Annotated in this window: 18 protein-coding genes; 9 read left to right on the forward strand and 9 right to left on the reverse strand. The window is 63.3% G+C overall.

Annotation, left to right across the window (positions count from 1 at the left end):
• The first annotated feature begins 395 nt into the window (after nt 1-395).
• Entirely contained in the window at nt 396-1049 is a 654-nt protein-coding gene (locus tag D1Y84_RS05570) for a response regulator transcription factor (protein WP_124847639.1), read from the forward strand.
• Nucleotides 1050-1207: 158 nt separating this feature from the next.
• On the opposite strand, the gene pruA is transcribed toward D1Y84_RS05570, so the two are convergent.
• The 4 genes from pruA to D1Y84_RS05590 form a co-directional block, all read right to left on the reverse strand.
• On the reverse strand, nt 1208-2803 hold the full coding sequence (gene pruA, locus D1Y84_RS05575; protein WP_124847640.1) for an L-glutamate gamma-semialdehyde dehydrogenase: 1596 nt from the start codon (nt 2801-2803) through the stop codon (nt 1208-1210).
• A gap of 69 nt (nt 2804-2872) precedes the next feature.
• Entirely contained in the window at nt 2873-4543 is a 1671-nt protein-coding gene (locus tag D1Y84_RS05580; RefSeq protein ID WP_124847641.1) for a M1 family metallopeptidase, read from the reverse strand.
• Nucleotides 4544-4584: 41 nt separating this feature from the next.
• Complete coding sequence (locus D1Y84_RS05585; RefSeq protein WP_124847642.1) at nt 4585-5475, reverse strand: hypothetical protein; 891 nt, start codon at nt 5473-5475, stop codon at nt 4585-4587.
• Nucleotides 5476-5536: 61 nt separating this feature from the next.
• On the reverse strand, nt 5537-9031 hold the full coding sequence (locus D1Y84_RS05590) for a glycosyltransferase (RefSeq protein ID WP_124847643.1): 3495 nt from the start codon (nt 9029-9031) through the stop codon (nt 5537-5539).
• Between the two features lie 202 nt (nt 9032-9233).
• Between D1Y84_RS05590 and D1Y84_RS05595 the strand changes: the two genes are divergently transcribed.
• Nucleotides 9234-10721, forward strand: a complete 1488-nt coding sequence (locus D1Y84_RS05595) for a hypothetical protein (RefSeq protein ID WP_124847644.1) — start codon at nt 9234-9236, stop codon at nt 10719-10721.
• A gap of 32 nt (nt 10722-10753) precedes the next feature.
• On the opposite strand, the gene D1Y84_RS05600 is transcribed toward D1Y84_RS05595, so the two are convergent.
• The 4 genes from D1Y84_RS05600 to D1Y84_RS05615 all read right to left on the reverse strand — a co-directional run bounded on the left by D1Y84_RS05600 (nt 10754) and on the right by D1Y84_RS05615 (nt 13478).
• Nucleotides 10754-11473: an outer membrane lipoprotein-sorting protein gene (locus tag D1Y84_RS05600; RefSeq protein ID WP_124847645.1), complete on the reverse strand. Its 720-nt coding sequence runs from the start codon at nt 11471-11473 to the stop codon at nt 10754-10756.
• Between the two features lie 65 nt (nt 11474-11538).
• Entirely contained in the window at nt 11539-11904 is a 366-nt protein-coding gene (locus D1Y84_RS05605; RefSeq protein WP_124847646.1) for a hypothetical protein, read from the reverse strand.
• 27 nt (nt 11905-11931) lie between these two features.
• Nucleotides 11932-13257: a serine--tRNA ligase gene (gene serS / locus D1Y84_RS05610; RefSeq protein WP_124847647.1), complete on the reverse strand. Its 1326-nt coding sequence runs from the start codon at nt 13255-13257 to the stop codon at nt 11932-11934.
• An 11-nt stretch (nt 13258-13268) separates the two neighbouring features.
• On the reverse strand, nt 13269-13478 hold the full coding sequence (locus tag D1Y84_RS05615; protein WP_124847648.1) for a hypothetical protein: 210 nt from the start codon (nt 13476-13478) through the stop codon (nt 13269-13271).
• A 456-nt stretch (nt 13479-13934) separates the two neighbouring features.
• Between D1Y84_RS05615 and D1Y84_RS05620 the strand changes: the two genes are divergently transcribed.
• The 5 genes from D1Y84_RS05620 (at nt 13935) to D1Y84_RS05640 (ending at nt 18576) form a co-directional block, all read left to right on the forward strand.
• On the forward strand, nt 13935-14501 hold the full coding sequence (locus D1Y84_RS05620; RefSeq protein ID WP_233581159.1) for an RNA polymerase sigma factor: 567 nt from the start codon (nt 13935-13937) through the stop codon (nt 14499-14501).
• The gene (locus D1Y84_RS05625) at nt 14498-14965 is read left to right on the forward strand and encodes a hypothetical protein (protein WP_124847650.1); all 468 of its coding nucleotides are present in this window, start codon (nt 14498-14500) and stop codon (nt 14963-14965) included. Before D1Y84_RS05620 ends, D1Y84_RS05625 begins: the two co-directional genes overlap by 4 nt.
• 57 nt (nt 14966-15022) lie before the next feature.
• Nucleotides 15023-15664, forward strand: coding sequence for a Spy/CpxP family protein refolding chaperone (locus D1Y84_RS05630; protein ID WP_233581553.1), 642 nt, complete (start codon nt 15023-15025; stop codon nt 15662-15664).
• A gap of 284 nt (nt 15665-15948) precedes the next feature.
• On the forward strand, nt 15949-17571 hold the full coding sequence (locus D1Y84_RS05635; protein WP_124847652.1) for a glycosyltransferase family 39 protein: 1623 nt from the start codon (nt 15949-15951) through the stop codon (nt 17569-17571).
• Between the two features lie 12 nt (nt 17572-17583).
• Nucleotides 17584-18576, forward strand: a complete 993-nt coding sequence (locus D1Y84_RS05640; protein WP_124847653.1) for a glycosyltransferase family 2 protein — start codon at nt 17584-17586, stop codon at nt 18574-18576.
• A 21-nt stretch (nt 18577-18597) separates the two neighbouring features.
• Here D1Y84_RS05640 and D1Y84_RS17870 read toward each other — a convergent pair whose 3' ends face one another.
• Nucleotides 18598-19044, reverse strand: a complete 447-nt coding sequence (locus D1Y84_RS17870; protein WP_158615336.1) for a vitamin K epoxide reductase family protein — start codon at nt 19042-19044, stop codon at nt 18598-18600.
• Between D1Y84_RS17870 and D1Y84_RS05650 the strand changes: the two genes are divergently transcribed.
• Nucleotides 19037-19912: a thioredoxin domain-containing protein gene (locus tag D1Y84_RS05650; RefSeq protein WP_233581160.1), complete on the forward strand. Its 876-nt coding sequence runs from the start codon at nt 19037-19039 to the stop codon at nt 19910-19912. The two genes, D1Y84_RS17870 and D1Y84_RS05650, sit on opposite strands and share 8 nt — an antisense overlap.
• A gap of 160 nt (nt 19913-20072) precedes the next feature.
• Nucleotides 20073-22793, forward strand: a complete 2721-nt coding sequence (gene aceE / locus D1Y84_RS05655) for a pyruvate dehydrogenase (acetyl-transferring), homodimeric type (RefSeq protein ID WP_124847656.1) — start codon at nt 20073-20075, stop codon at nt 22791-22793.
• Nucleotides 22794-22834 lie beyond the last annotated feature (41 nt).

Here is a 22834-nt window from a genome sequence, read left to right on the forward strand (position 1 = left end):
CGTGGCGCTGTTCTCTTATGACCTGTATCGGGTAGAGTTGGCAAGGCAGCAGTCCGAAGTGATGTAAAAATTACTCGAGTGCAAAAATATTTCCACCCCAGATGGGGAATACACAAAGGTCGTAGTGCATTTATTACAAAAAAACGTTGCAAAAGAATTCATTTGCGCTAATCTAAGCGTCACAACTGAGGCGTACTCTGGATAACACAGAGTCAAGCCACTGACTTTGTGTAGTAACAGGGGTTAGCATAAACCCCGGACTGTTATTCCTTTCTCCCTGATTCTGTGTGCCAGACGTTCTAGAACGAGATAAGTCGTCATAAGAACGAGCACCTACCGCATCTCAGGATATGAGTGCGTAATGGCTTGCCCCTAGGGCCACAAGGATCATGATGATGAACAAGGTTATCCTCGCAGACAACCAGGCTATCTTCCGTACGGGCACAGCCAAGGTGCTTTCCATGGAAGACGACTTCAGGATCATTGCGCAGTGCCCGGATGCAGATCGTCTGCAAAATGCTCTGGCCACTTTTCGCGGGGTGACGGTGCTGTTCGGCTCGACGCTGAAACAGGACGTCAGTCAACTCATGCAGCAGATCTGCTCACTCGGCAGTCGCGGCATCGCAATTCTTGAAAACAACGAATCTCCTCAACCCTACCTTGCGGCTCATGTGCATGGCCTGTTCTTCCGCTCCATCACCGGACCGACGCTCGTGGACTGTGTGCGACGTGTTGGACGGGGCGAACGCGCCATCCATTCTGCTTCGAATGCGGCAGCGGTGCCCGATGAAGACCTGGTCGGAGCGCGGGTACGCGATCGCCTGACACCCAAGGAGATGAAGATCGTCGCCTTGATCGTGCAGGGTTGCAAGAACAAGGAAATCGCGATGCGTCTCGGCACAACCGAGCAGGTGATCAAGAACTACCTGCGTGGCGTGTACGACAAGACGGGCGTCTCTGACCGGCTTGAACTGGCACTGTTCACGATTCATCACCGGATCCTGGCGGAAGCGGCTGCCGCGGCAGGCAACCTGATCATGCAGGCTTAGCAGTCGACCGATACCAGCTTGGCTACCCTTTCGCACAGCTGAGTGCGGTCAAGCTGGTGTCAGCGACTTGCCAAACTCTGCGGTGAACGCAAAGAAGCCCGCGTCTCGACGGGGGCTTCTTTGCGTGCTGCGTCCAGTTTGAACCAGGACTGCCGCTGCTAGATCAACCGCTCTGCCACGGTTTTCGCCTGCGTAAAGTGCAGCAGGTACTCCGGGCCGCCCGCCTTGGAGTCAGTGCCGGACATGTTGAAGCCGCCGAACGGATGCGCCCCGACCATGGCTCCGGTGCACTTGCGGTTCAGGTACAGGTTGCCGACGTGGAACTCGCGCCGGGCCCGGTCCAGGTTCTCCGGTGCCGTCGAGTACACCGCGCCGGTCAGGCCAAACTCTGTGCCATTGGCCACGGCCAGTGCTTCGTCGAAGCTTTTCACGCGCATCACCGCAAGCACGGGTCCGAAGATCTCTTCCTGGGCCAGCTTCGCCTTGGGGTCCACATCGATAAACACCGTGGGCTCGATGTAGTAGCCGCCGCTTTCAGTTTCCACTGCGTGGCCCCCGGCAACCAAACGGCCTTCGGCCTTGCCGGCTTCAATGTAGCGCAGGACCCGGGCATGCGCGGCCGCATTGATCACCGGGCCCATGCGCGGGTTGGTCACCGGGTCGCTGACCGAGATCGCTTCCAGCCCGTCACGGAGTTTTTCCACAAAGACGTCGTAGATGGAGTCTTCGATGATGGCTCGCGAACCGGCGGAACACTTCTGACCGCTGAAGCCAAATGCCGCAGCGATGACGCCGTCGACGGCCGCATTCACGTCCGCGTCTGCGGCGACGATGGTGGCGTCCTTGCCGCCCAGCTCAAGAATGGTGCGCTTGATCCAGATCTGCCCGGCGCGCGGCTTTGCGGCCTTCTCATGAATTTCAAGCCCGACCGGCCGTGAGCCCGTGAAGGCGATGAAGCGGACCTTGGGGTGCTCCACCAGGGCGTTGCCGCAGTTGGGGCCGTCGCCCTGCAGCAGGTTCACCACGCCGGGCGGCATGCCGGCTTCTTCGAGCACGTCCAGGAAACGTGCCGCGATCGTGGGTGCATCCGGTGAGGGCTTCACCACGACGGTGTTGCCGGTAACGATGGCTGCGGCTGTCATGCCGGCCATGATGGCTAGGGGAAAGTTCCACGGCGGGATCACCGCACCGACGCCCAGCGGAATGTACTTCAACTCGTCGCGCTCCCCGGGAAACTGGATCGGGGTCTGCGAGCCAGCGAGACGAAGCGCTTCACGCGCGTAGAAGTCGAGGAAGTCGATGCACTCGGCGACGTCGGCGTCGGCCTCGGCCCAGTTCTTGCCGACTTCGTAGGTGAGCCACGCGCAGAACTCGAACTTGCGCTGCTTGATGATTTCGGCCGTACGCAGCAGCAGCGAGACGCGCTCTTCAAGGGGCGCGAACTTCCAGCTCTCGAAGGACTTGAGCGCGGCCTCGACAGCCTGATTGGCCTCGGTGACGCCACCGGCCTGGTGCACGCCGATCACTTCAGCAGGCTTGGCCGGGTTCACCGAGGTGAAAGTCGCACTGGCTCGGACCCGCTCTCCACCGAGCACCAGCGGGTATTCGCGCCCGAGCTGATCGGACACCCAGCTCAGGGCGGCCTTCATGTCGTTCGTATGTTTGCCGTGTGAGAAGTCGGTGAAAGGCTCGTTCTCGAATTTGCCCTTCGGTGTACGGTGCTGAATCTGGGTAGTCAACGCAGGGGTAGCCATAACTGTCAGTCTAACGCTGGCGCCCGATCGCGATCGAGCGCGATCGGGGGACCGAGCGGGCCAATTGGATCAGTCGCGTTGCACGTCGATGTAGTAGAGGTCGGTGGCCACCTTGAAGTCCGAGCGGAACTGTTCCGCGGAAAGCTTCAACGGCATCACCTGCCAGTCGACAGAAGGCGTAATGGTCTGCCAGTGTTGCGGATCGCCCACCTTGACCGGCATGTTGAACTCCACTTCATCCACCTTCCAACGATACGAGAGTATGCTGGTCGCCGGGTCGAAGCGCAGCTCCAGCACGGGCAGCGCGGTGTGGCGCAGGTACTGGTTGAACTCCGGGGTAAGGTCCTGCGCGGCGTGCTGGTTGAAGTACGCCACCACATCCTCGGTCATGATGGTGCGGTACTTGAACGTCTGGTAGTAGTCGTGGATGAGCTTGAACCACTCCTTGTCGTCATCGACCACGCTTCGCAGCGTGTTCAGAAACAGTGCGCCCTTGAAGTACTGGTCTTCGGTGGGCTGCTTGTTGATGCCGTGTTCGGTGATGATGGGTTCCTGGTTCTTGACCTTCTTCTTGTAGCCATTCACATAGGCGAGCGCGTCGGCCTTGCCGTACATGTACTCGACGTAGAGCCCTTCGATGTAAGTATCCCAGCCTTCGTGGATCCACATATCGGAGGTGTCGCGCGCGGTGACGGCGTTGCCGAACCACTCGTGGCCGCTCTCGTGCACGATGATGAAGTCGAAGCGCATGCTGATGCCCACTCCGGTCCAGTCGCGCCCATAATACCCGTTCTCAAACCGGTTGCCGTAGGTGACGGCGCTCTGGTGCTCCATGCCGGTGTACGGCACCTGGATCAGCTTGTAGCCATCCTTGATGAAAGGGTACTCGCCGAAATAATGCTGGAACGCGTCGAGCATCCCCCTGGCTTGGGCGAACTGCGTTTTTGCTTTTTCAAGATCCGCGGGCAGCGCGTAGAAGTCGACGGGAACGTGGCTGTAGGTATCGCTGAAGTGGCTGTACTTGCCGATATTAAGCGACACGTCATAGCTGTTGATCGGGTAGCTCACATGCCAGTCCCAGCGGGTGTAGCCGTCGGGCAGGTCGGTCTTCGCAACGAACCGGCCATTGGACGCGTCGGTCAGGCCGGTCGGCACCTCGACGGAGATGTCCATGTTCTCGACTTCGTCCCGCCACTGGTCCTTGGAAGGCCACCAGGTGCTTGAGCCATCGTCTTCGCACGCGGTCACAACCCAGGGATTGCCCGCCGGGTCCTTGCCGAAGGTGATGCCGCCGAACCGGCCTACAGCCTTGGGATGGCCGCTGTAGAAGAAGTCCACCGTGTACTCGTTGCCGGCGTGCAGCGCTTCCGGAAAGTTGATGTACACCGCGCCGCCTTCGCGGGTGTACTGGAGCGGCTTGTCGCCCAGCATGATCTTGTCCACGGCAAGATCGGGGTACAGGTCGATCTGGATGCGCGTGCCCTCGCGCAGCATGCGAAAACGGATCTGGTTATCGCCCTGGATGGACTGCGCTGCCGGGTCGACGCGAACGTGGAGCTTGTAGGAAAGCAGGTCATTGTTGGCGCGGTACGGCCCGTATGCGCCGCGCTCGCGGGAAGCCGCGGCGGCTGCTTCTTTTGCCTGCGCGGGTTGCGCCGAGGCGGTCGTGGGTTGTGCGTGGGAGCAGACGGGGAGCAGCAGAATAGCCGCTGAGAAGAAATTCCGAATGAAATACAACATGGCGTCAGCCTACTGGAATCCTGCGGGCAGGCAAGCAGAAACTAGGGCACGGGGTGGACCACCGGCGCTGCAAGAGGCGGCATGGAAAGCAGCACCGCGCGCAGCTCTGCCTTGAGCAGCGAAACAGCGCCGTGCAGGTCGCGCAACATGGCTTCGCGGTCCGTCAGCTCTTCGGCCGAGAGCTTGAGGCCATCTGTAGGTTCGGTGGTTACACTATGCAGGCTCGCACCGCGATGATCGTCATCGTGCTGCAGGCGATGCAGCCGATACCAGGCGTCCTGCAGCGACCGGTAAGGCGCTACATTGTCAGGCAACTGCCCGTCGGTCGCAGCCGGCGTGTGCAGGTAGGTGTCCACGATTGACGGGTAGTGGCTCTCGGCGTTGGGCTGTTCTCCCAGCACCTCGGCCAGCATGTTGTAGGGCGAAAGCAGTACGCGCCGACTCCCTGCGCCGCCCTTGAGCTGCACCGTGGAGAGGGTAAGCGCGCTGACACCCGCGGCCACGCCAAGTGCATTGCCCGCGTGATCCAGGTTACGCGTCAGCTGCATTGCCGATCCCGCCGTGCCCAGCGCTCCACTGATCGCGAAGGTAGCGAGGTTCAACGCGGCATTGCGCTTGTCTTGCTGCGACTGCAGCACGTAGCGACTGTCGCCTGCGTGCGCGGCTTCGGCATCAATGCGCGCCAGCATGTCATCCACATCGAACGATGCGAGCATAACGCGCTCGACAACCTGCTGGCGCAGGGCCAGCGCCTCCACGCTGCTGGCCGCCCCGCGATGGCTCAAGGCATCGAGCTGTTGCAGTGCAGGCGCCAGTGCCAGCGCCTGGATGATAGCGGCAGGCACGGTGGGCGCATGCGCGGCATCCTGTGCCGGGGTCTGCGAAGTTGCTGCGAAGGGTGCACCCGCCGCGCTGCCCTGCGCGGTGGCCATGAGGCACATACCTGCCGCCAACAGCAGGTGTGTGCCCCGGTGCTTCGGTCGGATCAAGCGCTCAGTCCCCCGCCGTGATCTGTTCCGTCTGCTTGGACATCTTGGCCGTGCGCTCGAGCTTGTCCCAGTTGAACGGGCGTCCATCGATGGCGCGCTTCAGCGTCTTGAACAGCACCAGCGAAAACAGTTGCCGATATGAGAAGCGCTGCAACCAGATGTGGAACAGCAGCAGCCCGTCGCCCTTGCTGGAGGGGTGCTTGCGTTCCAATGAAAATGCAAGCGCCGAAGTGACGAAGTCGATCACCAGGAACGTGGCGAAGTACACCAGCAGCTTTTCGAAGTTGCTGGCGCTGGCTGCTTCCGGGTGAAAGTACTTTTGCCAGAGGTAGCTGCCGAGGCCCGCCAGGAACATCAGGTCGATGAAGGGTGAAACCAGCGGCAACAGGATCTGGAAGATCAGGATGTTGGGCAGTGCGAACAGGCCCATGGCGCGGTTGGTGCGGATGGCCTGCTTGTGCTTGAACACCGCCTGCAGGATGCCGAAGGACCAGCGGAAACGCTGGCGCATAAGGCCGCGCGCGGTAACCGGCGCCTCGGTGAATGCAAGCGCGCGATCCTCGTAGATCACCTTGTAGTTCTGCTCCAGCAGGTTCATGGTGAGGTCAGCGTCTTCGGCGACAGTGTTGACCGGGTAGCAACCGCCATCGCGCACGGCACTGGTTCGCCATGCGCCAATAGCGCCGGGCACCACCGTGACCACATTGAACAGGTCGAGAGCGCGCCGCTCGAAGTTCTGGCTGGTGATGTACTCGAGCGCCTGCCAGCGGGTCCACAGGTTCACGCGGTTGCCCACCTTGGCATTGCCGGCTACCGCGCCGATGCGTTCATCGGCGAAGTGACACACCAGCCGCGAGATCGCATCGGGAGCGATGACGGTATCGGCATCGATGCCAACGTAGAACTCCTCAGCAAGGTGCTCGATCGCGAAGTTCAGCGCCTCGGCCTTGCCCGCATTTGGCTTGGTGATCACCGTGACTCGTCCGGAAGCAATCTCTGCCCGATAGGCTTCGCGCGCCACCACGAGTGTTGCGTCCGTTGAGCCATCGTCGATGACGATCACGCGCAGGTTCGGGTAGTCCGAACGAAGCACCGACCGCACCGTGCGCACGATCACGGTCTCTTCGTTGTACGCGGGCACAAGCACGGCGATCTGCGGCTTGAATGGTCCCGGAGGCGTCTTGCGTACGCGGAAGCGATCAATCAATGCGCACACGCCGATGATGAGCAGACGGGTGCTCATCAGCACGTCGCCCACCACGAACACGCCCACCACAAAGTGCGTGATGGAGGAGAACAGGAAGAACGCCGCCGAATCGACGCGCGCCTGCCACCACATACGGGGCGACAGAGCTGGCATCACCTCGGCACGTGTTTTGCCCATCAACTCCGAGACCGGCACAAACTCGTAGCCACGCGCACGCATGGTGGTGATCAGCAACGGCAGCGTTGCGACGGTGACGCTGCGATCGCCGCCACCGTCATGCATCAGGATGATCGACCCACGGAAATCGGGCCTGTCCTTCATCGCTTCGATCTGTTCGAGCACGTGGTCGACGATCTGCTGCGGTGTCTTGCGCGGATGCTCGGCCCAGTCGTCGGTATCGATCTTGTTGCCGATGATGGTGTAGCCCATTTGCTGGATCTGGTAGGCGGGCGCAGCCTGGTCGTTGGTATCGGGCTCCTGGTCAATGGAGTACGGCGGGCGGAAGTACAGGGGCTGCACGCCGAGCTCGGCACCGAAAAGCCGCTCGGTGAGGTTGAGCTCGAGCCGCACCTGGCGATCCGAGACCTCCGAGATATCCGGGTGTGTGTACGTGTGGTTGCCGATCTCGTGGCCTTCGCGCAGATAGCGCTTCAGCAAGCCAACGTTATCGTTCGCGGCCTCGCCGATCACCATGAACGCCGCATGCACGTTGTACTTCTTCAGTACGTCAAGCACGCGCGGAGTCCACGTGGGATCGGGCCCATCGTCAAAGGTCAGCGCCAGCTTCCTGGGGTCGTAGCCGTAGTAGCGCAGCTCAAATGGATGCGGCAGCGACAGCATGGCCTCATCTGTCACGGTGAATTTTCCGGAGTCGAGGAAGACCTGCCGTTGTCCGAACTGCGGCGTTTTCTGGATGCGCAGGATGTCGCCCTCGCCCTGCAGATGGACATCCGCACCGGGGGGAACCGACTGCAACTGGGCAGGCGCATTCGGGTCGGATGGGTGATCCCACACGTTCCATAACGTGGGATCCTCGGAGCCGAGACGCCACAGCGCGAAGGTGCGCAACCCCATCTGGCGCGCAGCGCGCATCTCGTTCAAAGCGGTGACGCCATCCAGAAACCACACCTGGTGGCGTACATGCTCGTCGTCATCGTCGTAGGCGAAGTGCGGGTTCAGTTCATCGCCGTTGAGACTCACGGCAGCGCCGGCATCCGCCGCACGATCCCACGACTCCTGCACTGTTACCGAGTCAGCGCCTTCTACTTTTTCCGACTTGAGCTTGCCCTTGCTATCAATCGGCTGCTGCCAGTCGTAGCCGTAATTGCCGAGGGCCAGCAGGATCTTCTGCTTGGGAATGATCTTGAGCGCGCGGCTGACGTTGTTTTCAAACCAGTCCTGCGAAGCGACGGGCCCCGGCTCGCCGGAGTCCTCGTGCTCGTCGTAGTTCATCAGGATCACGCCGTCGGTGGCCTGGCTCATCGCGCGCAGCTCTGCCGGCTCCGCCTCGGCGGCAACGTTGACGTAGATACGCAGGCCCTTGGCGGCAAAGTCCTGGTGCAGTTCTGCGAGGAACTGCGCATACGCCTTGTGCGACTTGTCCGGCACCTCTTCAAAGTCCATGCAGATGCCGCGGTACCTGGCATTGGCAGAGAGCATCTTGTCGAGATCCACGTGCAGGCGCTCGCGCGCAGCCGGATCCTTCAAGAGGTTGGCCACCAGCTCGCCGTTCCACTTATTGGTCTGCACGTTGTAGTTGTTCAGCATGGGGAAGACTTCGGTCGCTTCCTTGGCCGCGGAGATCACGTGATCTACACGGTTGTCGGGATCGATCCCGTGCACGCCCTGCTTGTCGACCACGTTGTAGAAGTTGGCCGGGTAGTACATGCCGATGGCCTGCAGCGCGCCGTCCGGCCGCGTCAGGTGCAGCCAGTCCGGGAACAGGATGTCGATCTGGTGCACGTGCGCCTTGAACGAGGCGTAGCTCGATTCCTCGTTCGTGTAGAACGCCGCACGCAGGCCTTCATCCTGGTTCAGCGGGATATCAGAGGGGCGCCGGAGTGTCTTGCGATGGGCCGAGTGAACGCCCTTGAGCTTGGTGCCGGCGGCGGGCACGTACGCGTGAAAGTTGCGGCGGCCATCCGGGGCGGCGAGGCCGGGCAAGCTCTGCTTGCGCAGAACACCTGTGATGAACAGCACCAGAACCACTGTGGACAAAATGGCAACAACGTCCAGAACACGCCGCAGGCGCTTCCAGCGTTTCCGCTCCGGATCATAAAAGACGGGCTTCATGCATTCCTTGGGCTACAGTCACGGTGCAACTGACTGGACTCGCTTCATCCTAAATCCACAGCTCTGCGATGCGCAGGCCGGGCGTGACCCATGGCGGCCACACCGCAAGACAGAATCACACCGGCGACCGCGGTCACGGGCGGGTGTGCGATCGCTGCCGCCATGGCCACTGCGACGAACCCGCCCCGGTATGATCCTTGGAATGCCTTTCGCCCGCAACGGATCGCCGCCGACGCATCGGCATGCTGGCGCGCTCGCCGCGCTGCTGTCCCGCTTCGGCTTTCCGGGCCGCATCGTGCTCCCGCTCGTGCTTGGGCTGCTGCTGCGCCTCTGGTTTGTGCACCACGATCCTGACCTCACCGGCGACCCGCTGCTGTACGGGGCGATTGCGCGCAACCTGCTGCAACACGGGGTGTACGGCTTCGCCGCAGGCGCGCCCACACTGATCCGTCTTCCCGGCTATCCGCTATTCCTGGCGGCATGCTTCCAGATCTTCGGCGTCGAGCACTACTACCCGGTGCTGTACCTGCAGGTTGCTGTGGACCTCACGATCTGCTGGGTCCTGTCGCGCGTGGCATTTCGCCTGGCGGCACGGGCGCCCGGGCTGGCCACGGGCAAAGAGCGAGCCGCCGGGGCGGCGCTGTGGCTGGCTGCGCTGTGCCCATTTACCGCCGCGTACACGGCGGCTCCGCTGACGGAGACGCTGGAACTCGCGTCTATCGCGCTGTCCATGTACGGCTTTGTGCGCACGCTCCCGCACCCGGGGTTTGCGGAGGCGGCTGTATCAGCACGAGAGCAGCGGACGTCGCTGCATGCCGGGTGGTTCGCGCTGGCCGCGGGTGCGTGGATCGCAGCGGCTCTGCTTCGTCCGGATGGAGCGCTGCTGGGCGCAGTGCTGTGCCCGGCCCTGGTGTGGTATGGCTGGCGCAGCGGCCAAGCGCGCCAGGCGTTTCGTTTCGGCTGCTACGGGGCGCTCGCTTCCCTGCTGGCGTTTGTGCCGTGGGCGGTGCGCAACGCCCGCACCTTCCACGTGTTCGAGCCGCTTGCCCCGCGCTACGCAACCGACCCGGGAGAGCCCACCAACCCCGGCTTTCAGCACTGGACCAAGACCCTTTGCGCCGACCTGGTGTGCACCTCGGAGGTGTACTGGGCTGCAGATGACGACCGCATTGGACTGGCGCAGCTGCCGAGCCGGGCGTTCGACTCGCCACAAGAGCTGCGCGCGACCGCGGACCTGCTCGCTGACTACAACCGCACGACCACGATCACGCCCGCGCTCGATGCACGGTTTGCGGCACTGGCGGCAGAGCGCACCGCCCGGCACCCGTTGCGCACCCGTGTGGCATTGCCGCTGCTGCGACTTGCCGACATGTGGTTCCGGCCGCGCGTTGAGCTGTTCAGCATCGACCTGCGCTGGTGGAACTACGCCGCGGAAGGCCCGGATACGGTCCTGGCCTGGAGCTTTGTGCTGCTCAACGGGCTTTACCTGGGGCTGGCGGCGATGGGCGCATGGCGCCGGCCGCCGCTACTGGGAGTGTTTGTGGCATTCACGGTGCTGCGCTGCGCCCTGCTGCTCACGATCGAAGCACCCGAGCCGCGCTACACGCTGGAGTGCTTCCCCATGATCCTAGTGCTGGGCGGCATTGCTGTGGCGCACGGACGGGCGCGTGGCGCGCACAGCAGGGACTAAACAGGGCAAGCCGCCTGCGCGGCTCGCGGCAGCTACTTGCGGATGACGTTGGTTCCCTTGGGGATATCGAGCTTGAACGCGCTTTCGGGCGCGCTGTTGAGCTTGATCTTCGAGTAAGTCGCTGTGCGGTTATCCCCGCCCGGCGTGTAGAAGACCTGCTTGAGCGAGGTGGCCGTGGCAGGATCGATCCAGATCTCCACCCTGGAGAAGATCGGGTCGGGCCCCGCATGCTTCGGCACCAGTCCCAGCTTCGTGACCGGGGTGCCATCGATGGTCTCGGTCCCGCCGTAAGTGACGTTCCAGTTGCTCTCGAGATCCTTGCCGCTGCCGCCGAAACCGAGCGTGACGTAGGCCTCGAACTGCTGCTGATTCTTGCCGCCCTGCAGAATGGTCTCCTGCTTGATCTTGGGCTCGTAGAGCGCCACCTCGCCGTTGCGGAACAGCACGTCCTTGGGCGAGGGCTGGCCATCATCAGTCAGCACGTGCGCGGCCATGGCCGTTTCCTTGCCCGTACGGCGAAAGGCAATTTCGCCCTTCTGCACTTCGTGCTCCTGCACCACCACCGTGAGTTGGTCCCACGCGAACTCTGCCTGCGCCGACTGGAACCGCGCGGCCGCCGCGTCCATCTGGGCCAGCACCTTGCTCAGCCGCGGGTCGGGCGCGCCCTGCGCATACATCTGCGCGGTAAAGGCTCCGGGCACACCTGCAAGCAGGAAGCACGCCCCTGCCAGTGCTCTCAGTATCGGTTTCATTGTCACGTTGTCTCCCCATCCGCAGCGAAGCTGATCCACCGGATCGCTTCGCAGGCGGGTCGTGCTTAGCGGTGCGCCCACACCTTGTACGCTGTTACCTTGCCGCTCTCATCCTTGAGCGGCTCCCAGCGATCCACCGTGACCGGGCCGGACACGGGCTCGATCGCGGTGGCCAGCGGTGCTTCCATCTGGCGGGCCATCATGCCCCTGGCCGGCTGCACCTGGTCTGCCGGCACCTCGTACACGGCGCCCGCTTCCGTTGGACGCACCAGCACCATGGAGGGCGACAGGTGATCCGCAACCGGGTGATCGTGGTACTCGAACACGTGGGGTGAGATGAACAGGAACAGCAGGATCAGCGACACCATGACGTCGTAGTGAAAGCTGCCCCGGTCGTACTTCCAGAAAATGTAGTTCTTGATCAATCCCACGTGCGCGGCTCCCGTTTCAACGAGGTTCTAGCGGCGGTTCGACCGCGGTGCAATCACCGTGGTCCCACCCATATATGGTTGCAACACCAAAGGGACGCGGATGGTACCGTCGGCCTGCTGGTAATTTTCCATGACCGCCACCCAGGTGCGACCCACCGCCAGCCCTGAGCCATTGAGCGTGTGCAGGTGCTCGGCCTTGCCCTTGCTGTTGCGGAAGCGGATATTGGCCCGGCGTGCCTGGAAGGCTTCGCAGTTCGATACGGACGAGATCTCGCGATACGCACCCTGGGCGGGCAGCCACACCTCAAGGTCAAACGTCTTGGCCGCGCCGAAACCCATATCGCCGGCGCAGAGCAGCATGCGGCGGTAGGGCAACTCCAGCAGTTCCAGCACGCGCTCGGCATCGCGGCACATCTGCTCGTGCGCGGCGGCGCTCTCCTCGGGCTTTGCGAACTTGACCAGCTCCACCTTGGAGAACTGGTGCTGGCGGATCACCCCGCGCACGTCGCGACCGTACGAGCCGGCCTCGGACCGGAAGCACGCAGTCAGCGCGGTGACGGAAAGCGGCAGTTCGGCGGCGTCCACGATCTCGTCGCGCAAGAGGTTGGTGAGCGGCACCTCCGCCGTGGGGATCAGCCAGTGATCGTTGTCGCGCAGGACGCCCGGCATGTAGCCCTCGGCATCCACGCAGCGGAACAGGTCTTCTTCAAACTTGGGCAGCTGCGCGGTACCGAACAGGGACCGGCTGTTGACCATGAGCGGGGGCGCCACCTCGGTGTAGCCGTGTTCGCGGGTCTGCAGGTCCAGCATCCACTGGCCCAGCGCGCGTTCGAGGCGAGCGCCGTCGCCCCAGTACACGGCAAACCGCGCGCCCGAGAGCTTGGCCGCGCGGGCCAGGTCGAGCACGCCCAGAGCCTCGCCCAGCTCGTAGTGCGGCTTGGGTTCGAATGGAAACTCAGGCGGGGTACCCCATCGCTTGAGCTCCACGTTGGAGTGCTCGTCGGTACCCTGGGGTACGTCGGCGGCCGGCAGGTTGGGCAGGCTGGCAAGCGTGGCTCGCAGCTCTTCCTCGGCGGCCGAGGCCGCCTGCTCCAGTGCTTCGCCCTCGGCCTTGAGCCGCCGCACTTCGTTCATGATGGCGGTGGCGTCGGTGCCGGCGCGGCGAGCGCGGGCTACCTCGTCACTGAGGTTGTTGCGCTCGGCCTTGAGGCGCTCGGCCTCGGTAATGCGGGCCCGCCGGTGCGCATCCAGGCGGTGGAAGTCGCCCAGCACGGCATCGGGGTCGAGCCCGCGCGCGCGCAGGCGCTCCTCCACCAGGGGGAGATTGCCCCGGAACATATTCAGATCGTGCATACAGGGCTATCTTACCCACTGCCGAATGATTCTGCGGCGGCCACCATGGTGAGCAGGAGCAGCAGCAGAACGAACAGGATGGCGAGCAGCAGTCGCTGGTTCATCAGGTCGATGCGCGACGGCCGCGTGGAGCCGCGCGGCAAAGGTGGCCGGAGAGCCGCGATCTCGCCCTTGCGAAGGTTCTTGCGGGCCGGGTTTGTACCCTCCGCGCGCGGCGTCACGCCACCCTCCTGCATGGGCAGGAGCGGATGCCGAGGCCACGGGCGCGCCAAGGCTGCCCTGCATGTTCAGGAGTTCCCGGAGCCCGGCTGGTCCAACAAACAAGTGCCCGGTGCAGGCTCTGGGTGAACATGGATCCCTCCGTACGAAGACGCGGCTGCCAGTGGCGCGTAGCCCACAAACGCCCGCTGTTTTTTCTGCAGACGCACTGCGCAAAGCTTCCGCCTACGCGGGATCCGGATTTGGCGGCTTATGCCGACCCGTTGCCCTTCCCCAGCCGGGCTGTTTTTACGCGACGGGGGTCTGCCGCCGCTGCACCGCGGGCGGGTATGCTCATGCCAGCGGCATGGGCGGCGCATCACTAAAGCCTGAGAGAGCACGGAAGAAAAGCGGCTGCACATACGGGCGGTGTAAGCGCCGCACCCAGGTCGCCCGTCTCTACGGACATGGAGCATGCGTTGGAATCCAACTTCGGGGTGACAGAGGCACAGGCGGTCCCCTCGGCTCTTGACGACATCGAGACACTGATGCAGGTGCATCGGACACGCATCCTGCGATTTGTAATGCTCTCCATCCGCGATGCCGACGCTGCCGCTTCCATCACGCAGGACTGTTTTTTGAAGGCGTACCGCTATCGTGCGCAGTTTCGCGGGGAGTGCGCGATCAGTACCTGGCTGATCCGCATTGCATACCGGCTCATCTGCGATCACACGCGCACCGAGCGTTTCCGCTTCTGGAAGAGGGTGCAGGCCAACGCTGTGGACGCGCAGGAGATGGCGAACTCACTACCGCAGGGTGGCAGTTCGCCAGAGAGGCACGCGATCGCACAGCAGCAGGTGCAGGCGGTGTTTGCTTCGCTCGAGCATCTGAGCGACCGGCAGCGCGCGGTGTTCACCCTGCACTTCATCGACGAAATGACCGCGGACGAGATCGCCACCAGCCTGACGATCCCGGTCTCCACGGTGAAAACGCACCTTTACCGGTCCATAGCCAAGATGCGCAAGGTTCTGGGGGCACAGGTATGAACGCACATTTGAACGACGAAGCGTTTGCGGCGCTGCTGGCCGGAGAGCAGGTGGAGTCTGCGACACACCACCTGACCCTCTGCGCCCACTGCCGCCAGGAGTTGACGTCCGCGCGTCTCGCGCTGGGCCAACTGCGGATCGCAAGTATCGACTGGAGCGAGGCACAGCAGTTTGCCCGCCCCGTGGCACCCGCACAAAGTCCGGGCATGGCCTGGCGCATGCCGCGTTTCGCTCTGGCCGGGATTGCACTCGCCGTGTTGATCCCGTCGGCGTGGTTTGCCCACCTGGAGCAACGCGAGGCGGCGCAGCGCACAGCGGCGACCCTGGCCGACCACACTCGGGATGACCAGTTGCTCAACGCGGTTCGCCGGGAACTTGCCGAAGAGGTAGCGCCCTCGATGCAGCCGCTGATGATCGATCAAACGGCCACACAGCCGGAAGATGCGCCATCGCAGCAGGAATAGGCACGATTTACAGCAAGACACTTATAAGACGAAACAAGGAGAGATCACATCGTGAAAATGAAGCATGGTTTTACTACGCGAGGCTTGCTGCTGTGTGTTTTGCTGGCCGGGGGCACCGCCGCCCTGGCCCAGCATGATGGACCGCCCGATCACGGTGGGGATCCGGGTGCGGGGTTCGGCCACGGGCCGGGACCTTCGGAGTTTCACCCCCACGGCATGGCATCTATCCTGCCTCCGGGCCGCTGGTGGAATGATCCCAGGATGATCCAGGATCTCGCATTGACGGCTGACCAGCGCACCAAGATGGACGGCATCCTGACCACGCACCGGCTCGAGTTGATTGACGCGGTAGCCGCAACGGAAAAGGCCGAGGTCCTGCTGGATCCTCTGGTTGCCTCGGACAAGCCCGATGAACCGGCCATCCTCGCCCAGATCGGCAAGGTCGCGGAAGCGCGGGCCAACCTTGAAAAGGCACATGCGCGCATGCTGCTGGCACTCCGCGCACAGTTGACGCACGACCAGTGGGCAAAGCTGCAGACGCGCCGGCCGCCCATGCACGATCCGCACAATGGCCCGGGGCATGACGGCCAGGGTGACAGGGGCGGCACATTCGGGGGTCCGCCTAATGGCGGCGATGGCTCCCACGGGCATGGCGATCATGCCGGACCCAGCGATCATCCATCTCCCGGCGCCGAATAAGGCTGGCAGCAGCAGCAGCGGCGACTCGCCGGGCTCTCCCCGCCTGATCGCCGCCGGCCGACTGGAACCCGCATGCGTCCACGCTCCGGGAGGCTGGGCCTTAAGCCGTGCTTTGCGTATTCACCATCGTTTCTGCTCGTATGCAGTGAGGTTCGCGCGGGCGATGCACCCGGGCCGCCGCCCGGGTGCTAGTAAACTTATTGATGTAACGGATCGTCTCCCCTGACAAAGTCATGGAGACAATGGAGTCGCACCCCGCCTTGCCAGTCAAAGAACGGATGCAGATGTCTTCGGATCCTTCGCAGACCTCCGCCCGACTCCCAGAACAGCCCGGCTCCCATCCGGCTTTGAGCGCGCCGGTTACGCGCTGGCTCCGCATCGCCCTTGCCGCGTGGTTGTTCGCCTGCCTGGCCGCCCTGGTGCACGCAACGCTTCACTGGCGCATGGTGAACGATCCCTCGCAGATCAGCTACATCTGCTTCCTGATCGACCACGGCATGGCTCCCTACCGGACCATCATCGAGATGAACATGCCGGGGATCTACTTCACAAACTGGACCGTGACGCACCTGCTGGGATCAAGCGACCTGGCGTGGCGAGCGTTTGACCTTTCGCTGAGCGCCGTCGCCCTCGGCGCCATGATCGTGATCGCCAGGACCTACGACTGGCTGGGCGGCCTGTTTGCCGGGGCATTGTTCGTGCTGTTCCATGGTCGCGACGGCGCAGGCCAGCAGGGGCAGCGCGACCTGATCATCTCGGTATTGTTCTTGGTCGCCTACGCCTGCATCTTCGAGGCGCTGCGCAGGAACAAGCCTTCCCTATTCTTCCTGTTCGGGCTTTGCGCGGCCACGGCCGGCACCATCAAGCCGCCGGCCCTTGTGTTTGCGGCCCTGCTACTGGGGGTGGTGTGCCTGCACCTGCGCCATGAGCGCAAGCCCTTCGCGCGGCCCGTGCTGTTGAGCGCGGCCGGCATGCTGCTGCCGCTTGCCACAACCGCTGTGCTGCTGGCTCGACTGGGCTCGCTTGCTGCATTCTGGCACACGGTACGCACCATGCTGCCGTACTACGCGACCCTGGGCCGCGAATCGGTCCATTCGCTGCTGGCATCTTCGGTCACGTCCTCGATCAGCACCCTGTTTGCCCTTGGCCTGCTGGTGGCGGTGCTGCAGCGCAATGGCTGGAACTGGGAGCGCAAGCTGCTGCTGCTCGGCGTCGCTTTCGGCTACGCCTCGTACCTGGCCCAGGGCAAGGGCTTCACCTACCATCGCTACCCAATCGTGGCGTTCCTGCTGATCTGGGTCGGCGTGGAGTGCGCCACGGCCTTGCGCGGTTCTGTGCTGCCACGCGCGCTGGCGTACACAACGCTGCTTTACGGCGCGGTGGTGGCCCCGATGTACGTGGCGCGCGCAAGCCGCGTCGTGTGGGATGAGGCCTTCAACCAGGCGCTGCAGCATGACCTGGTTGCACTGGGCGGGTCGTCGCTGTCCGGGTCGGTGCAGTGCATCTCGATGGCCGCGGACTGCGATACCACCCTGCTGCGCCTCCACCTCGTGCAGGCGACCGGGCTGATGTATGACTACTTTCTCTTCGGCAGCGACAGCTACCAGGTGATTCGCGAGAGCCGGCAGCGCTTTCGGGCGCAGTTCCAGCAGAATCCGCCGCGAGTCGTGGTGTTGGGACGGTACCTGTATCCCGAAAAGACAGATGACTATTCCAAGCTGCAGCGGTGGCCGGAGTTCGCCCGGTACCTGAATGCTCACTACACCCTCTATGACGATCGGCACTTCGCTCCTGCCGAATGCGGCTTTCGCGGGTTCCGCGTCTATGTGCTTCGAAGCTCCAAACCGCCCGCGCCTGCTGCGTTTGCTTCAGACGCAGCAATGCGCGCACAGAGCACAGGCTTCTAGAATGAGAGACGCATGCTGAATGGCAAGAAAATCACGGTCGTGCTGCCTGCTTACAACGCAGCACGCACTCTCAGGCAAACGGTGTCTGAGATTCCGCGCGAGATCGTCGACGACATCATCCTGACGGACGACTGCAGCAGCGACGGCACGGCGCAGATGGCCTGCGAGCTTGGGCTGCACACGCTGCGCCACGACAACAACCTGGGTTACGGCGGCAACCAGAAGACCTGCTACGCGGCTGCGCTCGAGCGCGACGCGGACATCGTGGTCATGCTGCATCCGGATTACCAGTACACGCCAAAGCTCGTGTGCGCCATGGCCAGCATGATCGCCTATGACGAGTTCGACGTTGTGCTGGCCTCGCGCATCCTGGGAAAAGGCGCGCTGATCGGCGGCATGCCCCGGTACAAGTACGTTGCCAACCGCTTCCTGACGCTGGCGGAGAACCTGCTCACGGGTCAAAAGCTTTCGGAGTACCACACCGGCTACCGGGCGTGGGGACGCAAGGTGCTGGAGCGCCTGCCGCTGCTGGCATGCTCGGATGACTTCGTGTTCGACAACCAGATGCTGGTGCAGTGCATGCAGTTCGGCTTCCGCATCAGCGAGATCGGCTGCCCCACTCGCTACTTTGCCGAGGCATCGTCCATCAACTTCAAGCGAAGCGTGATTTACGGCATGGGTGTTCTTGGCACCGCGGCGCGCTACCGGTTGTCGCACATGGGCATGGCCCAGCCGGCGTTTCTGCAGGACCAGGCGTCGCAAAGGTTGTCCGCGCGTTCGCACAAACCGATCCACGTGGCGCTTGCCGGCGCAGTTCCCGCGCTGCCGGTTGCGGAACGCGAAGAGAATGGAGCAGCGCGCGCAAACCGGGGTGCAGCATCGAACGGTGCACTGCATGCTGCATTTGCAGCACCCAAGCTCGCACGCATGGCGCCTAATGGGAAAGCCAGCGGCGGCCTGGGCGATCAAACTACCCGGCAGGGACTGACGGCCGCCCACGAGTAACGCTGCCCTTAGGCCTGCTGGCTAGTAGCTGGTGGAGGGGTTCCGGGGGATGAGGCGTTCGCGCTGCCGTCCCTGTACGACCCAGGCCAGCGACAGCAGCAGGATCAGCGCGATGATCACCTGCGAGCCGACGCAGTACAGGCACCATACCTCAAGTACGTGGCGCTCGATGTTTGTGAGGTACAGCGCGTAACAGAAGCCGAGCGCGGCGCTCACCAGCAGCAGCTTGCGCAGTCCAAAGAGCGCGAGCCCAAGCAGCACTACGTACCCTGCGATGCCCACCGCTGCCACCGGCAAGCCATGAACCGGACCAAGGTTCACCAGGGCGAAGCGGCTGTGGTTCACGATTCCACAGTCCCAGTGCGCATTGATATCGCAGGGCTCGACGTCGGTGGAGTAGTGGACCCGCAGGGCGAGCGACGATACGATGATGCCTAGAGCGGCAAGGAAAGCGAGCAGAATGCGCATAGTGAGGGACAACTCTCCCGGGCAGCGACTGGTCGCAGGCTGCTTTCCTGAGTTTACAACCGGGCAGGTGCTGCGCTGCAGGCGGCCCGGGCTGGAAAAGACAGAACCGATGGAGAAGGCAGAGACCATGAGCCGGAAGACCCAAGGACGAAAGCAAACCCAGCAGCGGGCACACTGGAGCACGCTCAAGAAGGCAACGGCAGCGCTCGCCCTGGCAGCAGGTATCTGGGCTGTTCTGCCGTCCAGCGCGCAGGCGCAGTTCTCGCAGACTCCGCAGGTACCCGCGGGCATGATGGACTCGCCCGCGCTGAAGCCGCCCACCGGCGCCAACGTCGCCATCGTCGAGTTCTCAGACCTGGAGTGCCCGGCCTGCGCGGCTGCGAACCCCACCCTCATGTCTGCCATGGCCAAGTACAAGGTGCCGTGGCTGCGCCACGACTTCCCGCTGCCGCAGCATAACTGGAGCTTTGGCGCCGCAGTCGATGCCCGCTGGTTCGATGAGAAGTCTCCTAAGATCGGCGACGCGTATCGTGATGCTGTTTTCGCGGCGCAGCAGTCGATCAGCACCAAGGACGATCTGGACCAGTTCACGCAAAAGTTCGCACAGCAGCACGGCGTGCAGATGCCGTTCGTGGTCGATCCGCAGGGCAAGCTGGCCGACAAGGTCAACGAAGACAAGGATCTTGGACGCCGCCTTGGCGTGAACCGTACCCCCACGATCTGGGTAGTAACGGCGCACTCGCATGACCCCGGCCACTCTTTTGTGCAGGTGACGGACCCTACCCTGCTGTTCTCCTACCTGGACCAGGCAGTCTCCTCGACCGCGGCCCCCGCCGCGGCAGCACACAAGAGCCACAGCAGCCGCTAGCCGAAAGAGCCCCGCGCCCGCGGGGCTCTTTCGGTTGAAGGGGCGCGGCCGAACCATCAGGCGTTCGGCTCTGGCAGGGACTGCCTGCTTGCTCGTACACTAAGCCGTATCGACGTACCGCGCGAGAGGCTGACTGATCGTGCGAAGGAGCTTTCCACCCATGGCCACCAAGACTGCTGTTCCTGTTGAAGCCGCGTTTCAGAGCGAAATCGCCGAGTGGATCGAAGCGTTCGATGAAGTGATCGTTGCCGAAGGAGCCGAACAGGGCGCCACGCTGATGGAAGCGCTCCGCAAGCGCGCCGGCGAAGCAGGCATCCAGAGCCCCGGTGAGCTCGTCACGGACTATCGCAATACCATCCACAAGCACGAAGAAGTGCCCTACCCGGGCGACCGCGACCTGGAGCGCCGGGTGGAGTCGCTGATCCGCTGGAACGCGATGGCGATGGTGCACGGGCAGAACAAGAAGGACGCCGGTATTGGCGGTCATATCGCCACCTACTCCTCGCTCGCGACGCTGCTGGAGGTTGGCTTCAACCACTTCTTCCGCGCCAAGTACGGCGAGCAGCCGGGCGACTTTATCTACTTTCAGGGCCATGCCTCGCCGGGCGTCTATGCCCGTGCTTTCCTCGAGGGCCGCTTTGACGAAGAGCGCCTGCAACACTTCCGCCACGAGCTGCGCGGCAAGCCCGCATTGTCGAGCTATCCGCACCCGTGGCTGATGCCGGACTTCTGGCGCTTCCCTACTGTGTCAATGGGCATCGGTCCGCTCAATGCCATTTACCAGGCGCGCTTCATGCGCTACCTCGAGAACCGCTCGCTGATTGAAAAGACCCCGCGTAAGGTGTGGGCGTTCGTGGGCGACGGCGAGACAGACGAGGTCGACACCCTGGGTGCGCTGACCATGGCCTCGCGCGAGAAGCTCGACAACCTCGTGTTCGTGGTGAACTGCAACCTGCAGCGGCTCGACGGCCCGGTGCGCGGCAACATGCGTGTGATCGATGAGCTCGAAGGCGTGTTCCGCGGCGCCGGCTGGAATGTGCTTAAGGTTGTGTGGGGTTCGGACTGGGACAAGCTGTTCGAGCGTGACCACTCCGGACTGCTGCTCCAGCGCATGGAAGAGTGCGTGGACGGCGACTACCAGGCGTACAAGGCCAAGGGCGGCGCGTACCTGCGCGAGCACTTCTTTGGCAAGTACCCGGAGCTGCTCGAACTGGTTGCCGATTACACGGATGACGAACTGATCCGCCTACATCGCGGCGGCCATGATCCGGCCAAGATCTACAACGCGTACAAGCGCGCGACCGAGCACGTGGGTGGCCCGACCGTGATCCTGGCGAAGACGGTCAAGGGCTACGGGCTGGGTTCGACGCAGGCACGCAACGCCTCCCACCAGGAGAAGAAGCTTACCGACGATGGGCTGCTGGCGTTTGTGAAGCAGTTCGACCTGCCGCTGACCGATGAGCAGGCCAAGGACGCAAAGCCCTACAAGCCGGCAGCCGACGCACCGGAGATCGTGTACATGCAGCAGCGCCGCAAGGAGCTGGGCGGCTACCTGCCGGCCAGGACCGTGCCTGCGCGCAATTTCAAGGCACCCGAGCTTGCGTTCTTCGGCGAGTGGACGGCCGGCTCCAAGGGTCGCGAAGTATCGACCACCATGGGATTCGTGTCGATCCTGCGTGCGCTCATGAAGGACCCCAACATCGGCAAGCTGATCGTCCCGATCGTGCCGGATGAAGGCCGCACGTTTGGGCTTGAGTCCGCGGTCCGCCAGGTGGGTATCTACGCGAGCGAAGGCCAGAAGTACAAGCCGCACGACGCGGACGTGATGCTGTACTACCGCGAAGAGCAGGACGGGCAGATTCTCGAGGAAGGCATCACCGAGGCCGGTTCAATGGCGTCGTTCACGGCAGCCGGCACGGCGTACTCCAACTACAACCTGCCCACGATTCCGTTCTACATGTATTACTCGATGTTCGGGTTCCAGCGCGTTGGCGATATGATCTGGGCGTTTGCCGACTCGCGCGGCAAGGGCTTTTTGATGGGCGGCACCGCGGGCCGTACGACCATGCTGGGCGAAGGGCTGCAGCACCAGGATGGCCACTCGCACCTGCTCGCCTCGACCGTGCCGACGTGCCTGAGCTATGACCCGGCCTACGTGTACGAGCTGGCCGTGATCCTGCAGGACGGCATTCGGCGCATGTATGCCGAAGGCGAGGATTGCTTCTACTACCTCACCATGTACAACGAGGACTACGCGATGCCAGCCATGCCGGCGGATGTCGATGGCAAGTCGGTGCAGGAAGGCATCCTGCGCGGCATCTATCGGCTGCAAACCGCCCCTGCCACTGCGCAGTCTTCTGCGCCCCCGAAAAAAGGCAAAGGCGGCCCCGTGGCGCAGCTGCTGGGTTCCGGTCCGATCCTGAACGAGGTGCTCAAGGCACAGGCGATCCTTGCTGAAAATTATGGCGTCGCTGCCGATGTATGGAGCGTCACCAGCTGGAACGAGCTGCGCCGCGATGCACTGGAGGCCGAGCGTTGGAACCGGCTGCACCCGGCTGACGCGGAGCGCCAGCCCTACCTGCTGGGCGCGCTCGGCGATGCCAAGGGCCCGATCGTGGCCGCCAGCGACTACATGAAGACACTACCGGATCAGCTGGCTCCCTGGCTGGGCGGCCGTCTCGTCACCCTGGGCACCGATGGCTTTGGGCGCTCGGACAACCGCGAGCACCTGCGCCGCCACTTCGAAGTCAACGCCGCATCCATCGTGGCAGCGACGCTCTCGAAGCTGGCACGCGATGGGGCATTCGACAAGACCCGCGCCCAGGCTGCCTTTGCCGAGCTTGGCTTGGACACGGAAGGCACCAACCCGGCCCGCATGTAGTCAGGGCACAGTCAGGCCCTGTGCTCGTAAGCAAAAAGCCC

Source organism: Acidipila sp. EB88, from assembly GCF_003858395.1.
GTDB lineage: Bacteria > Acidobacteriota > Terriglobia > Terriglobales > Acidobacteriaceae > EB88.

Excerpts from the sequence above, each read along its gene's own strand:
- D1Y84_RS05570 (WP_124847639.1), top strand. The coding sequence starts at position 396 with ATGAACAAGGTTATCCTCGCAGACAACCAGGCTATCTTCCGTACGGGC.
- pruA (WP_124847640.1), bottom strand. The coding sequence starts at position 2,803 with ATGGCTACCCCTGCGTTGACTACCCAGATTCAGCACCGTACACCGAAG.
- D1Y84_RS05580 (WP_124847641.1), bottom strand. The coding sequence starts at position 4,543 with ATGTTGTATTTCATTCGGAATTTCTTCTCAGCGGCTATTCTGCTGCTC.
- D1Y84_RS05585 (WP_124847642.1), bottom strand. The coding sequence starts at position 5,475 with ATGGCCACCGCGCAGGGCAGCGCGGCGGGTGCACCCTTCGCAGCAACT.
- D1Y84_RS05590 (WP_124847643.1), bottom strand. The coding sequence starts at position 9,031 with ATGAAGCCCGTCTTTTATGATCCGGAGCGGAAACGCTGGAAGCGCCTG.
- D1Y84_RS05595 (WP_124847644.1), top strand. The coding sequence starts at position 9,234 with ATGCCTTTCGCCCGCAACGGATCGCCGCCGACGCATCGGCATGCTGGC.
- D1Y84_RS05600 (WP_124847645.1), bottom strand. The coding sequence starts at position 11,473 with ATGAAACCGATACTGAGAGCACTGGCAGGGGCGTGCTTCCTGCTTGCA.
- serS (WP_124847647.1), bottom strand. The coding sequence starts at position 13,257 with ATGCACGATCTGAATATGTTCCGGGGCAATCTCCCCCTGGTGGAGGAG.
- D1Y84_RS05625 (WP_124847650.1), top strand. The coding sequence starts at position 14,498 with ATGAACGCACATTTGAACGACGAAGCGTTTGCGGCGCTGCTGGCCGGA.
- D1Y84_RS05630 (WP_233581553.1), top strand. The coding sequence starts at position 15,023 with ATGAAGCATGGTTTTACTACGCGAGGCTTGCTGCTGTGTGTTTTGCTG.
- D1Y84_RS05635 (WP_124847652.1), top strand. The coding sequence starts at position 15,949 with ATGTCTTCGGATCCTTCGCAGACCTCCGCCCGACTCCCAGAACAGCCC.
- D1Y84_RS05640 (WP_124847653.1), top strand. The coding sequence starts at position 17,584 with ATGCTGAATGGCAAGAAAATCACGGTCGTGCTGCCTGCTTACAACGCA.
- D1Y84_RS05650 (WP_233581160.1), top strand. The coding sequence starts at position 19,037 with ATGCGCATAGTGAGGGACAACTCTCCCGGGCAGCGACTGGTCGCAGGC.
- D1Y84_RS17870 (WP_158615336.1), bottom strand. The coding sequence starts at position 19,044 with ATGCGCATTCTGCTCGCTTTCCTTGCCGCTCTAGGCATCATCGTATCG.
- aceE (WP_124847656.1), top strand. The coding sequence starts at position 20,073 with ATGGCCACCAAGACTGCTGTTCCTGTTGAAGCCGCGTTTCAGAGCGAA.